Source organism: Lentzea sp. NPDC003310, from assembly GCF_040610935.1.
GTDB lineage: Bacteria > Actinomycetota > Actinomycetes > Mycobacteriales > Pseudonocardiaceae > Lentzea.
Genome location: NZ_JBEXNC010000003.1, coordinates 167,428 through 180,294, shown reverse-complemented (window position 1 = coordinate 180,294; position 12,867 = coordinate 167,428). Strand labels below are relative to the sequence as shown.

At 71.0% G+C, this 12,867-nt stretch carries 15 protein-coding genes; 9 read left to right on the top strand and 6 right to left on the bottom strand.

Annotation, left to right across the window (positions count from 1 at the left end; all coding sequences use genetic code 11):
* Nucleotides 1–3 precede the first annotated feature (3 nt).
* Nucleotides 4–366, top strand: a complete 363-nt coding sequence (locus tag ABZX02_RS06150; RefSeq protein WP_355295334.1) for a DUF4406 domain-containing protein — start codon at nt 4–6, stop codon at nt 364–366.
* Here the strand turns inward: ABZX02_RS06150 and ABZX02_RS06145 are convergent.
* Nucleotides 363–959, bottom strand: a complete 597-nt coding sequence (locus ABZX02_RS06145) for a phosphoribosylanthranilate isomerase (protein ID WP_355295332.1) — start codon at nt 957–959, stop codon at nt 363–365. The genes ABZX02_RS06150 and ABZX02_RS06145 overlap by 4 nt on opposite strands.
* Nucleotides 960–1,070: 111 nt before the next feature.
* On the opposite strand from ABZX02_RS06145, the gene ABZX02_RS06140 reads away from it, so the two are divergent.
* Together ABZX02_RS06140 and ABZX02_RS06135 are read left to right on the top strand one after the other, a co-directional pair.
* Nucleotides 1,071–2,795, top strand: coding sequence for an FAD-dependent oxidoreductase (locus tag ABZX02_RS06140; protein ID WP_355295330.1), 1,725 nt, complete (start codon nt 1,071–1,073; stop codon nt 2,793–2,795).
* A gap of 98 nt (nt 2,796–2,893) precedes the next feature.
* Complete coding sequence (locus tag ABZX02_RS06135; RefSeq protein ID WP_355295328.1) at nt 2,894–3,655, top strand: hypothetical protein; 762 nt, start codon at nt 2,894–2,896, stop codon at nt 3,653–3,655.
* 307 nt (nt 3,656–3,962) lie between these two features.
* On the opposite strand, the gene ABZX02_RS06130 is transcribed toward ABZX02_RS06135, so the two are convergent.
* Nucleotides 3,963–4,550, bottom strand: a complete 588-nt coding sequence (locus ABZX02_RS06130) for a DUF4360 domain-containing protein (protein WP_355295326.1) — start codon at nt 4,548–4,550, stop codon at nt 3,963–3,965.
* A gap of 76 nt (nt 4,551–4,626) precedes the next feature.
* Nucleotides 4,627–5,451: a class II glutamine amidotransferase gene (locus tag ABZX02_RS06125; protein ID WP_355295324.1), complete on the bottom strand. Its 825-nt coding sequence runs from the start codon at nt 5,449–5,451 to the stop codon at nt 4,627–4,629.
* 96 nt (nt 5,452–5,547) lie between these two features.
* Between ABZX02_RS06125 and ABZX02_RS06120 the strand changes: the two genes are divergently transcribed.
* Nucleotides 5,548–5,934 (top strand): hypothetical protein, encoded by a 387-nt coding sequence (locus tag ABZX02_RS06120; protein WP_355295322.1) that lies wholly within the window; start codon nt 5,548–5,550, stop codon nt 5,932–5,934.
* A gap of 491 nt (nt 5,935–6,425) precedes the next feature.
* Here ABZX02_RS06120 and ABZX02_RS06115 read toward each other — a convergent pair whose 3' ends face one another.
* The gene (locus ABZX02_RS06115; protein WP_355295320.1) at nt 6,426–6,914 is read right to left on the bottom strand and encodes a heme-binding protein; all 489 of its coding nucleotides are present in this window, start codon (nt 6,912–6,914) and stop codon (nt 6,426–6,428) included.
* A gap of 111 nt (nt 6,915–7,025) precedes the next feature.
* Here ABZX02_RS06115 and ABZX02_RS06110 point away from each other — a divergent pair, with 111 nt between their 5' ends.
* Nucleotides 7,026–7,988: a sensor histidine kinase gene (locus tag ABZX02_RS06110; RefSeq protein ID WP_355295318.1), complete on the top strand. Its 963-nt coding sequence runs from the start codon at nt 7,026–7,028 to the stop codon at nt 7,986–7,988.
* On the top strand, nt 7,985–8,590 hold the full coding sequence (locus tag ABZX02_RS06105; RefSeq protein ID WP_355295316.1) for a response regulator transcription factor: 606 nt from the start codon (nt 7,985–7,987) through the stop codon (nt 8,588–8,590). The genes ABZX02_RS06110 and ABZX02_RS06105 overlap by 4 nt, the downstream gene beginning before the upstream one ends.
* A gap of 36 nt (nt 8,591–8,626) precedes the next feature.
* Here ABZX02_RS06105 and ABZX02_RS06100 read toward each other — a convergent pair whose 3' ends face one another.
* Together ABZX02_RS06100 and ABZX02_RS06095 are read right to left on the bottom strand one after the other, a co-directional pair.
* A complete protein-coding gene (locus ABZX02_RS06100) occupies nt 8,627–9,190 on the bottom strand; it encodes an ester cyclase (RefSeq protein WP_355295314.1) in 564 nt (187 codons plus the stop codon).
* Nucleotides 9,191–9,199: 9 nt separating this feature from the next.
* Nucleotides 9,200–10,255, bottom strand: coding sequence for a hypothetical protein (locus ABZX02_RS06095; protein ID WP_355295312.1), 1,056 nt, complete (start codon nt 10,253–10,255; stop codon nt 9,200–9,202).
* Between the two features lie 79 nt (nt 10,256–10,334).
* Between ABZX02_RS06095 and ABZX02_RS06090 the strand changes: the two genes are divergently transcribed.
* From ABZX02_RS06090 to bla, 3 genes are all read left to right on the top strand, one after another.
* The gene (locus tag ABZX02_RS06090; protein WP_355295310.1) at nt 10,335–11,006 is read left to right on the top strand and encodes a TetR family transcriptional regulator; all 672 of its coding nucleotides are present in this window, start codon (nt 10,335–10,337) and stop codon (nt 11,004–11,006) included.
* Between the two features lie 58 nt (nt 11,007–11,064).
* Nucleotides 11,065–11,895 (top strand): phosphatase PAP2 family protein, encoded by an 831-nt coding sequence (locus ABZX02_RS06085; RefSeq protein ID WP_355295308.1) that lies wholly within the window; start codon nt 11,065–11,067, stop codon nt 11,893–11,895.
* A gap of 63 nt (nt 11,896–11,958) precedes the next feature.
* Nucleotides 11,959–12,840 (top strand): class A beta-lactamase, encoded by an 882-nt coding sequence (bla, locus tag ABZX02_RS06080; RefSeq protein WP_355295306.1) that lies wholly within the window; start codon nt 11,959–11,961, stop codon nt 12,838–12,840.
* Nucleotides 12,841–12,867 lie beyond the last annotated feature (27 nt).

The following is a 12,867-nucleotide window of genomic DNA, read 5'->3' as shown; positions in this document are numbered from 1 at the left end:
AGCATGCTGATTCTGATCGCCGGCCCCTACCGCTCCGGCACCGGGGACGACCCCGCACTGATGGCGCGCAACCTCGAACGCCTGGAGGAGGCCGCGTGGCCGCTCTTCCGCAGCGGGCACGTGCCGATGATCGGCGAGTGGGTGGCGCTGCCGGTGCTGCGCGGCGCGGGCGGCAGCTCGCCGGCGGACCCGATCGCGTCCGAGATCATGTACCCGACGGCGGAACGCCTGCTGCGGCACTGCGAGGCCGTGCTGAGGCTGCCCGGCGAGTCGACCGGCGCGGACGAGGACGTGCGGATCGCCGAGGAACGCGGGCTGCCGGTCTACTACCGGGTCGAGGACGTGCCGGGCTACCAGGCCGCTTAGGCCCGGGCGGCGGCCACGAACGCGCGCATCCGGCCGTGGTCCTTCACGCCGCGGCTCGACTCGATGCCGCTCGACACGTCCACGCCCCACGGCCGCGCGACGCTGATCGCCCCGGCCACCGTCTCCGGTGACAACCCGCCCGCCAGCACCCACGTGCCGGTCGGCGGGTTCTCGGCGAGCCGCGTGATGTCCCACTGCTCGCCCGACCCGGCCACGGGCGAGTCGATCAGCAGCAGTTCCTCGCCGAACGCGCCGGTGCGCACGTCCGTGTCCGGTCCGAGCGCCGTCGCCCGCACCAGTCCGAACGGCAGCTCGGCCAGTTCGTCGAAGGCTTCCTGCGGGTAGTCGCCGTGCAGCTGCAACGCGCGCACGCCGGTCTTCAGCGCCATCTCGCCCGCTTCGGCGGCCGGAATCCCGCGCACGACGGCGACGGTGAGGACGTCCGCCGGCACCTCGGCGACGAGGCGTGCCGCCAGGTCGACGTCGATCTGCCGCGGGCTGGCGGTGAGTACGAACCCGACGGCGTCGGCCCCCGTCTCGACGGCCACGGCGACATCGGACTCGGTGCGCAGACCACACAGCTTCACGAACACGCCACGGAGTCTACTTATGTGGCCACGAACGCACTGTCACGCAGCTAACAGTCACAAGCGTGCGCGCTGCCCGGTCCTACTTAATGGAAGAGACGGGCAACGGAGGCCGTGATGACTGAACATCAGCTAGCCACATCGGTTTTGGTGATCGGCAGCGGTGGCGCGGGACTGCGCGCCGCCATCGAGCTCGCCGAGAGAGGCGTCGACGTCCTGGTCGTCGGCAAGCGCCCCAAGGCCGACGCGCACACCGCACTCGCCGCCGGCGGCATCAACGCCGCGCTGGCGACCATGGACCCGTCCGACACGTGGCAGCAGCACGCGGCGGACACCATCAAGGAGAGCTACCTCCTCGCGAACCCCGAGATCGTGCGGGTCGTGGCCGAACAGGCGCCGCGGGGCATCGAAGACCTCGAACGGTGGGGAATGCCGTTCGCGCGCGAGCAGGACGGGCGCATCTCGCAGCGGTTCTTCGGCGCGCACACGTTCCGCCGCACGTCGTTCGCCGGCGACTACACCGGCCTGGAGATCCAGCGCACGCTCGTGAACCGGGCCACGCAGCTGGACATCCCCATCCACGACACCTGTTACATCACGCGGATCCTGGTGCAGGACAACGTGGTGTTCGGCGCCTACGGGTTCGACCTAAACACCGGCAAGCGATACGTCTTCCACGCGGACGCCGTGATCCTCGCGGCGGGCGGGCACACCCGCATCTGGCGCCGCACGTCGAGCCGCCGCGACGAGAATACCGGCGACTCGTTCCGCCTCGCCGTGCTCGCCGGTGGCCGGATCCGCGACCCCGAGCTCGTCCAGTTCCACCCGTCCGGCCTGCTCGAACCGGAGAACGCGGCCGGCACGCTGGTGTCCGAGGCCGCACGCGGCGAGGGCGGAGTCCTCACCAACGCCGCGGGCGAGCGGTTCATGGCCCGCTACGACCCCCAGCGCATGGAACTGTCCACTCGCGACAGGGTGGCGCTCGCCGCGTACACCGAGATCAAGGAGGGCCGCGGCACCCCGAACGGCGGCGTGTGGCTCGACGTCTCGCACCTACCGCGCGAGCAGATCATGCAGCGCCTGCCCCGGGTCTACCAGACCCTGCTGGAGCTGCAGATGAAGGACATCACCCAGCAGCCGATCGAGATCGCGCCGACCGCGCACTACTCGATGGGCGGCGTCTGGGTGGCGCCGGACGACCACTCGACGGGCGTCGACGGCCTGTACGCGATCGGCGAGGCCTCCAGCGGTCTGCACGGCGCCAACCGGCTCGGCGGCAACTCGCTCATCGAGCTGCTCGTCTACGGCCGGATCGTCGGCGAAGCGGCGGCCGGGTACTCGGCTTCCCTGACCGCGCAACGACGTTCGCACGCCGCACTCGCCGAGGCGCGGTCCGAAGTGGACGAACTGCTGGCCGCCGACGGGCCGGAGAACGTCCGCGCCCTGCAACGCGCCCTGCGCAACACCATGACCGAGCACGCGGGGGTCGTCCGCGACGAGGCCGGGCTGCGCAAGGGACTCGCCGAGCTCGACGAGCTGGAGGGCCGCATCCGCCAGGTCGGCGTGCACCCGGACCTCGCCGGGTTCCAGGACCTCGCCCACGCCTTCGACCTCAGGTCGTCCGCGCTCGCGGCCCGCGCCACCCTGGAGTGCGCCCTCGAACGCCGCGAGACCCGCGGCTGCCACAACAGGTCCGACTTCCCGGACACCGATCCCGCGCAGCAGGTGAACCTCGTCTGGGCGGGCCCCGGCCAGGTGGTCCGCGAGGAGATCCCCGCGGTGGGGGACGAGATCGCGGCGTTGATGCGCGAGGTCGACACGGCCGGCAAGCTGGTCGAGTGACGTGACCGGTGCGGGAGCTCGCGGGCTCCCGCACCGAAACGGCCCCGTGGCACGGAGATCTGTGGCACCGTTCGGCATCCACGCCGAGAGGAACACCGTTGTCCGACCACGAGGTCGCTGGCTGGGAGCTGACCCGCCACGAGGACCAGGAGACCTACCGCAAGCGCTTGGCCAACGGCATCACCGTCCGCGCCTGCTGGGACGGCACGGGCACGGTCGACGCCTACGTCGAGCCCGTGGGCATCGGCCGCACGATCACGAGCAGCCGCATGGAGTTCCGCGACAAGGAGGCGTTCTTCACCGCCGCCCGGCTCGTCGTGGACATGGCGGCGAACCTGCCGTCGTTCCGGATGGGCGCCCTGACCCGCGCGGACCACGTGCTGACCTCCGAGGTCGCCGGCTCCGTGCACGCGATGCCGGGATCGGGCGCGGTGCCGGAGGCGGCGCTGACGTTCACGCTCACCGACGGACGCGCGATCACGCTGGTCCTCGACGAGAACCAGGCCGACGACCTGACGTCGAGCATCTACTCGCTGAGCAAGCACGTGTGGTCCGAGCAGCGCGAGGAAGTGCGCCGCGCGCCGGTCGCCGAGGCCGAGGTGCCCGACGTCAGCGAGGTCGACGCCGGGCCGGACACCGCGCACGAGCTGTTCGCCGTGCTGGAGCGCAAGTTCGGCGTCACCGAGGACTTCCTGCTCGCGCTCACCGACTGGTCCGCCGTGGTCGTCGTCGGCGAACCCGCGGTCAGCACGCTGCTCGACCGCGTGGACGAGCTGTCCGCGGCGATCGCGCCGAGGTGGTTCCCCGGCGCGACCGAACGGCCCGGTGAGGTCTGGGTGGTGCTGTACCGGGCGCGGTGAGCCTCAGGAGTTGAGGCCGAGACCCGACACGACCTTCGTGGTCACCGACGTGGTGCCGATGACCTGGCCCTACTTCAGGGAGGTGCGAGGTCAGTTCGGCGGGGGAGAGGTCCGCCGGCGACCCGTTCAGGTACTGCCGGTCGCCCACCGCGTCGTGCCGGTAGAGCCAGGTGCCCCGGCGGTCGGCGGGGATCCAGGTCTGCTGCCGGTAGTCCTGCAGGTACATCCACCGGTGGTCGTACTCGCTCATCGACCAGCGGGCGTTCTCGACGACGTGGAGGTACTGGCCCGGCCGTCCTGCTCGTCGTCAGCAACGCCTGGTCCACACGACGCCCCGGCTCGACTCCACGATCGCGAAGCTGAGCCGGTCGGGGTCTGCGGCGCCGAGCGCGACCCGGACCTCCGCGTTGACGTTGATGTCGCGCCGCTCGCCGCACGGCACCCACTGCACGTCCGCGGCGTCGGGCCGGTACCGCAGCTGCCACTCGCCGCTCGACGGCCCGGTGAAGGCCCGGCTCACGGACGCGGTGGGCGAGGTGCCCTGGAGGTAGGTGCTGACCCGGCCGAGCCCGGTCGCACCGTCCTGCAGGTGCGCGTAACCCTCGTACGTCGTGCGCGCCAGCCCGTAGGTGTACCCCTCCGGCGGCGTCACGCGGACGCTCACCTGGCAGTTCTTGCGCTGCTCCAGCGGCGACGAGCCACCACCCGCCCGCGCGAGGAACACGTGGTAGCCGATCGTGAACTCCCGGCCGTTCGTCGCGACGTCGGCGTCCCCGGCCGGGCAGCCCGACCCGTTGACGGTGACGACCTCGAGGAACGGCGCCGCCTCGGTTGGCTCTGCGGCGGGTGCCGGGGACGAGAGGGCGATGAGCGCTGCCGCTGCCGTGGTGAGCATGGGGAACCTCTCCGTGGGGTCGCGTGGCGGCGGCCTCAGACGGTAGCGGCGATGCGCCTGACGGTTCCCTGACGTTTCACGGCTTGAAGGGCAGCAACTCCTCCTCGACCCCGGTCCTGACCACCACGCACGTCGACTCCGGCACCTCCTGCCACGCCCCGACCAGGTCGCCCAGCGGCTCGGACACGACGAGCCGCGAGTCGTCCGCCAGGTCGTGCAGCGCCGGGTTGTCCGGGTATTGCCGGCGCAACGTCGACACGTCGGTGCTGTGGAACAACGTCCGCGACTTCCCCCGGCTCGAGTACCGGAAGGCCCACGTCGTCGACCCGTCCGTGACCGCGACCGTCATCTGGACCGGGTACTCGACCCCGGCCCGCCGGCCGACGTCCTCGACGAACTCGACCATGCGTGCCACCCCGGCCGGCGGGTCCTGCTCCAACCCGAAGCTGACCGCGAGGTAGAACATGACCTCCGAGTCCGTCGACCCCTCGATCAGTGGGAACAGCTCGGGGTCGATCGCGAGCATCAGCTCCCGCCGCACCAGCGGGAACTTCGCGATGAGCCCGTTGTGCATCCACAACCAGTGCTTGTACCGGAACGGGTGGCAGTTGGACCGCTGCACCGCCCCGCCCGTGGACGCTCGCACGTGCGCGAACACCCGGTCCACGGTGATCTGCGCGGACAGCTCCCGCAGGTTGCGGTCGTTCCACGCGGGCTCCGTGCTCAGGAACAGCCCGGGCGTGCTCGCGTTGCCGTACCAGCCGATCCCGAACCCGTCCCCGTTCACCGCCGTCGCACCGAGCCGCGCGTGCTTCGACTGCATGACGAGCGAGTTCTCCGGCGCGTACAGCAGCTCCTCCAGCAGAACCGGCGAACCGGAATACGCGAGCCACCGGCACATTTGCGAACCTCCTAGACCCCAGCGTTACATGGGAACACGTAGCAGACCGGATTGCGAGGTTTGCGGCGACGCGCCATCCTCGGGCAGCATGGCTGGGTGACGGTCCCTCCCGGCTTACGGCCCCCGCCCTACGAACAGCCGCGCGGGAACTTCGAGACCATCGAGGTGTACGCGCCGGCCGAGCCGGTCCCCGCCCCTCCCGCACCTGCTCAGGAGCCTGAGGAACGCTCGGACATCGCCGTCATCGGCCCGATCGCGGCCCTCGTGCTGGCCCTGACCGTGTGCACGTTGATCCTCGAACACCCGGCCGCCCGCGCGGTGGCCGCCGGGCTGGCGACGGTCGGGTTGATCGTGGCCGTCGTGTTGATGCTGATGGGGAAGAAGCCGCAGCCGGGGCGGCACGTGGCTCGGCACGCCGTCGACCCGGAGGCGACGGATCGGATCGCGCCGCCTGGGTGGGGGACGACCGACCGGCGCCGGTGACGGCTGCACCGCACCTGCTGCGCCGCACCTGCTGCATTACTCCACCTGCCGTGCCAGCTGGCCTGCCGCGTCACTGGCCTTCCGCGCACCCCGCTTCCGCGCACCCCGCTTCCGCGCACCCGATTGCCGCGTGATGACGTGGCCATGGACAACAGGGGTGCGTGACGCTGCCTCTGCGACGCGCGGCCCGTTCATCGCTGGGTGCGTGTTGCTGCCGCTGGTACACGCGGCCTGCTCATCGCACATTGCGTGACGGAGCCTCTTTCACGCGCGGTCTGTTGACCGCAGACCGCGTGCCGTTGCCTCCGCGAGGAGGCTGCCCGCTCACCGCAGGAGTGGGTGCTGTGCCTTCGCGACGCGCAGCCCGCTCACCGCAGACCGCGTGCCGCTGCCCCTGGGACCCGCGGCACGCTCACCGCAGAGTCCGTCACCCTTGCGACGCGCGGCCCGCTCACCGCAGAGTCCCGCCACCACCGTGTCGCGCGGCCCGTTCACCGCAGCGTGGCGAGGCCCGCCTTCGCATACTTCTCGTCCAGGTCGCCGCTCGGCGCCCCGCCCACCCCGATGCCCGCCACCGGCGCGCCGTCCGCCGCGACCGGCACGCCGCCCGCCAGGAACAGCGTGCCCGGGATGTCCCGCAGGGTCGCGCCCTGGCCCGTCACGCGGCCGGCGAGCTCCGAGGTCGGGGCGTTGAACGACACCGCGGTGAAGGCCTTGCGGCGGGCCGACTCCTCGGTCTGCGGGCCCGCGCCGTCGCCCGCGAGGAGCACCACCAGGTCGCCGCTGCGGTCCACCACGGCGACCGTGACGCGCTGGTTCTCCTTCTCCGCCGCGTCCAGCGTGGCCTTGGCGGCCCTGACGGCCGCGTCGATGGTCAGCACCTTCTCGGTGCGGGTGGTGGTGCGCTGGTCTGCTGCCGCGTAGCCGCCGCCCACGGTCAGGACTACGAGGGTGGCGACTGCGATCTTCTTGATGTCCATGGGTGCAACGGTGCTCTGGTCGGGGGTGTTTGCCATGGTGGGGACGGTTGAAGAGGGGTTCAACCCATCGGTTGACCCGGTGGGGTGCTTCGGGCGCCTACAGTCGCCGTTGTGTGGCTGCACAGGGCGATGCACGCGGGTTTCTACGTGCTGGTGACTGCGTCGGCGGCGCGGTACGTGACGTACCACGGTGCCGATCTCGTCGTGCTCGGCCTCGCGCTCGGGATGGGCGTGCTCTATCCCGCCGGCGTGCGGTGGACTCGGGCGTTGCCGGCGGTGCTCGCCGTGTGGCTGGTGCTGGTGTGGCTCGCGCCGAGCTTCGGCTGGTGCGCGATCCCGTTGTTCTTCCAGTGCCTGCGCCAGCTCCGGCCCCGTGTCGCGCTGCCGATCGCGGCGGTGCTCACGGCGGCCGTCGTGCTGGCGCAGATCAGGTTGGCGGCGGTGTTCGACTGGTCGCTGGTGCTCGGGCCGGTCGGTGTCGCGGTGCTGACGGCCGCGGTGTTCTTCGACCGCGCCCGCCTGCTGCACGAGGCGGGTGTGCTGGAGGAACGCCAGCGGCTCGCGCGCGAGATCCACGACACGCTGGCCCAGGGCTTCTCCAGCATCGGCCTGCTGCTGTCGCTGGGCGAGACCCGCAAGGCCGCCGAGGTCGCGCGGGAGAACCTGGGCGAGGCGCGGCGGTTCGTGCGCGGGTTGGCGCCGATCCACGGCACGCTGGTCGACGCGTTGCACAGGCTGGTCCCGCACGTGGAGATCACCGGCGACCCGTACGCGCTGAGTGTGCAGACGGAGGTGGCGTTGCTGCGGGTCGCGCAGGGCGCCGTGGCCAACGTCTTCGAGCACTCGGGCGCGGGCCGCGTCGCGATCACCCTGTCGTACCTGGGCGACGCGGTGTCGATGGACGTGGTGGACGACGGCTGCGGCTTCGACCCCGCGGAGGTGAGACCGAGGGCCGGCCGGGGCCACGGGCTCGCGTCCATCCGCGGCCGCATCACCGAACTCGGCGGCACCGTGTCCGTCGAGAGCGCGCCGGGGGAGGGAACCGCGGTGGCCGTCACGGTGCCCACGCCGTGAGGGTGCTGGTGGTCGACGACCACCCGGTGGTCCGCTTCGGGGTCGCCGGGCTGCTGTCGCGCGACTTCGAGGTGATCGAGGCCGCGACCGGAGAGGAGTCCCTGACCAAGGCGTCCGAGGTGGACGTCGTGCTGATGGATCTCCAGCTGGGCAAGGGGATCGACGGTGTCGAGGCCACCCGCAGGATCCGGGCGATGGAGAACGGGCCGCAGGTCGTGATCCTGACGACCTACGACTCGGACGCCGACATCGTGCGCGCGGTCGAGGCGGGAGCGATCGGCTACCTGCTCAAGGGCTGCGACCCGAAGGAGCTGACCGCCGCCGTGCACACGGCGTCGACCGGCCAGACCGTGCTGTCCCCGGACATCGCGCAACGGCTGCTCGGCCAGGTCCGCGACCCCGCGCCGAAGGTCAGCAAGCGCGAGATCCAGATCCTGGAGTGCGTGGCCAAAGGCCTCGCGAACCGCGACATAGCGAAGGAGCTGTTCATCAGCCAGGCCACGGTGAAGACGCACCTGGTGCGGATCTTCACCAAGCTCGGCGTGGAGACGAGGACGGCGGCCGTCACGACCGCCGTCGAACGCAAGCTGATCCGGATCTGATGGTCGCAGCAGGCGTGACCTGATCGCGAACCGGTTCTAGTCGTCGAGGGAAGGAGGAGTGGTCCGCGTCAGCCGCGCGTCCGGCTGACCGCCCGACATGGCGAGCATCCCGCGCAACACCTGCAGCAGCTTCCGCAGCCCGCTCGGCTTCTTCCGGTTGATCCCGCTGATGACCTGCTTCAGCACCGACAGCTGGTCGAAGTAGATCCGCTCGGTGACGAGGTTCTCGTCGGCGTCGAAGATGAAGTACGCGTTCATCCGCGTGCGGTGCGTGCCGCCGGTCGCCGGGATCTTGCCCAGCGGCCCGAGGTGCGTGCCGATCAGCCAGAACTCCACGATGACGGCGTCGACGCTGTGGCGGAACGAGATCAGCTCGTGGTGCTGGTCGGGGAACGCCACGCGCGTGTCGGTGTAGTACTGCCGCACGGCGCTGTCGCCGTCGTGGACGACCATCTGCGCGATGACCTCGTAGTGCGGGTGCGGGAACGTCGAGAGCGTGGCGTCCCAGTCGTGCGCCACCTCGTCGCGGAAGTGGTCCAGCACCAGCTTTTCGCGGGCGCGCAGGACTTCCTCGGGCGGCAGGACGAAGCGGGAGGTCATCGAGGCTCCTCAGTGGACGATCTGGTGGTGGCGGAACGTGGGCTTGGTGCCGGGGTTCGTCCAGGCTCCGGTGAGCTCGCTGGACGGGAAGAACTGCAGGAAGCGCGGGTCGGCCTGGCTGCGGTCGGCGAGCGTCTTCTCCAGGACGATCGAGTTGTACTGGTCGGCGGTGGTCTCGACGGTGTTCGCGTTGAGCACGACCTCCTGCTGCCACCGCCGTGACCACGCGGCAAGCCCCGGCAGGCGGGAGTGCTCCGGCGTGAGGGCCTCGGCGGCGATCACGTTCTCGCTGCTCACCCAGATGCCGGTCGAGGTGTTGACCACGAGGCTCTGGTTGCCGAACACGTGGCCGGGCGTCTTGACCACGGCGACGCCGGGGCCGAGCACCACCGAACCGTCGATCGGCAGGAACCTCTCCGGCGGCAGGTCGCGGTAGGTCGCGGGCTGGTACCAGGGCTTCTGCAGCGGGTGCAGCTCGGCCAGCGCCATCAGCTCGTCGCGCTGCACGATCACCTTGGCGTTCGGGAAGTACGGCGCGGGGCCGATCCAGCGCCGCAGGTCCTGCGTGTGCAGGTGGTCGAACATCAGGTAGTCGACGTCCTCGGGCGCGATGCCGAGCCGGTCGAGATGGCCGGGCACGGTGCCGTGCACCTTGACCACGCGCCGCTCGACGACGCTGGGCGTGCGGTCGGACAAGTCCTCGAAGTACGGCGTGTACCGGCCGTACTCGTGGTCGCTCGGCTCGAACAGCAGGATCCGCTCGCGACCGTCCTCGGTCCAGCGGATCACGAGCATGCGGTTCGTGATCGACAGGAACGGCGCGATCGCCCGCGACGCCCGGAACAGCCCGAAGCGCGTCGGGTACGGCAGCGTCACCAGGTCGCGCGTGACGATGCTCGACGGCGTGCCGGTGGTGGCGAACTCGCGGCGGAACGCGAGCCCGCGCTCCCGTGCCACGCGCAGCCGCGCGCCCGGCCCGCCCTCGGCGGTGGAGATGCCGGCGAGCGTGTCGATCTCGGTGCCGATCGTCGGCAGATCGGTGGTCGTGCCCCACGGGAACTGCATCATCCCTCCAATACCCACAGTGTGGGTTTTATTCGACGATAAACCCACGGTGTGGACATCCGCAAGGCACAATGGACGGGTGACTGGAACGCGCCGAGGTCGTCCGCGCACGCCGCTGCTGTCCCGCGAGTCGATCGTCGCGGCGACGCTGCAGGTCATCGACGTGGAGGGTGTGGCGGCGGTGGGCATGCGCTCGGTCGCGCGGGCGCTCGGCGTCGACGCGAAGAGCCTCTACAACCACGTCGATGGCAAGGACGGTCTGCTCGACGCCGTCGCGGAGCAGTTGCTGGGCGGCCTCGCGCTCCCCGAGCCGAGCGGGGACGCGCGCCACGACCTCCACGCGATCGCGCACGCGTTCCGGACCGGCGCGAACGCCCATCCCGGTGCCGCGCCACTCGTGCTCACCCGCCAGCTGTCGTCACTGGAGGGGCTCGCCCCGGTCGACGCGGTGCTGCGCGTTCTGCTCGCCGCCGGCGCCGGTCCCGAGCAGGCCGTTCACCTGCTGCGGATGCTCCTCGCCACGCTCATCGGCACGCTGCTGCGCGAGGTCTCGGCGGCGCCGACGTTCGGCAGCGACGACGGTGCGCGCAGGCAGGCGCTGGAGGCCTCGGGCCTGCCTGCGGTCACCGAGGCCGCGCCACACCTGGCCGAGTTCGACCGCGCGGCCGAGTTCGAGTACACCGTGGACCTCGCGATCACGGCCGTGCTCGACCGCATCGCGCGTCAGCGCTCGGGAACCGAGTCGTCGTAGGGGACGCCGTTGATCTTCAGCCTGCGGAGTGGACCGAACGGCGGCAGACTCCCCAGGCGTGACTCTCCGACGGTGGCCCGTGGTCGCGGCGTCCGGCTTCGTCTTCGCGGCGCTCGTGTACGTCCTCGCGGTGCTCACCAGAGCCGGCCAGACCATCGAGAACGCCGCCCTGCGCGGCGCCGACCAGGACAACGTCGACGAGACCGACGCCGCCTGGGAGGCGCTCGGTCAGATCACCGTCTACTCGCTGGCCGCGGCCGTCCTGGTGGTCGCCCTCGTGGGCGTGCTCAGGAAGCGCTGGGACCTCACGATCGCGGCGGTCGGCGTGATCGTCGCGGGCCAGGTCGTGGTGCAGGCGCTCAAGCGGTTCATCCTGCCGCGGCCTCAGCTCGTCGAGGTGACCGGCGACTACGCCCACAACAGCCTCCCGAGTGGACACACGACGATCGCGATGACCGTGCTGTTCGCGGCGATCATCGTCGTGCCGTGGAAGTGGCGCGGGGTCATGCTGTTCTTCGTGCTGCCGTGGGCGACCGCGATCGGCCAGTACACGCTCACCGCGAAGTGGCACCGCCTCAGCGACACCCTCGCCGCCGACGGCATCGCGCTCGGCATCGCCGCGCTCGCCGCGTGGTGGTTGCAGCGCAAGGGATCGCTCCGGCCCTACACCGGGCCGAGTCGCAAGGGGCGGGTGGTCCTGGTCGTGTTCTGGTCGCTCGTCGCGGTGGCGACCCTCGCGCTGGGTGGCTTGCTGTGGGGGTTCTCGCTGGCCAACGAAGGGCTGAACGCCGACGAGTGGGTGATCTACCTGGGCGCGGGCACGTTCGCGTCGGCCGGGTCGCTGCTCGCCGCGCTCGCGTACCTCGCGTGCTGGCGCCGGATCGAGTGACAACCAGTTGATCTCCCGTGCGTCCTGTTCTGTGGAGAGGTTTCCGGAGGAGGGGACAGGACGTTGAGTTTCAACCGACGTGCGGTGCTGGCATTGGGCGCGGGAGCGGCGCTCGCGGTGGCGGTTCCGGCCCAGGCACAGGCCTCGACGGTCACCGGCAGGCTGCGGCAGCTCGAGAAGCAGCACAACGCGCGCCTCGGGGTGTTCGCCGCGGACACCGGCACCGGTCGCACGGTGCTGCACCGCGCGGACGAGCTCTTCCCGATGTGCTCGACCTTCAAGACCATCGCGGCCGCCGCGATCCTGCGCAAGGACCGCGACGGGACGTTGCTGGGCAAGGTGATCACCTACACGAAGTCCGATGTGGACAAGTCCGGTTACGGGCCGATCACCGGCAAGCCGGAGAACCTCGCGAACGGCATGACCGTCTCGGCCCTGTGCGAGGCGACCATCACCTACAGCGACAACTGCGCGGCCAACCTGCTGCTCAGGGAACTCGGCGGCCCCACGGCGATCAGCCGCTTCAGCCGGTCCATCGGCGACCCGGTCACCCGCCTCGACCGCTGGGAGCCGGAGCTCAACTCCGCCGAACCCGGCCGCGTCACCGACACGACCTCGCCACGCGCCATCGGCCAGAGCTACGCACGCCTCACGCTGGGCCACGCCCTCAACTCGAACGACTCCGACCAGCTCACGAAGTGGCTGCTGGCCAACACGACCGGAGGCAAGCGCGTCCGCGCCGGGCTGCCGGCCGCGTGGGGCTGGGGCGACAAGACCGGCACCGGCAGCTACGGCACGACCAACGACGTGGGCATCGCCTACCCGCCCGGCCGCGCGCCGATCGTGATCGCCGTGCTGTCGACCCGCGAGGACGAGCCGACCGGTGCCGCGGACGAACCGCTGCTCGCCAAGACGGCCGAACTGGTGGCCGCGACGTTCAGCTGACAGCCGCTAGCCGCGTCGCCGCCGCAC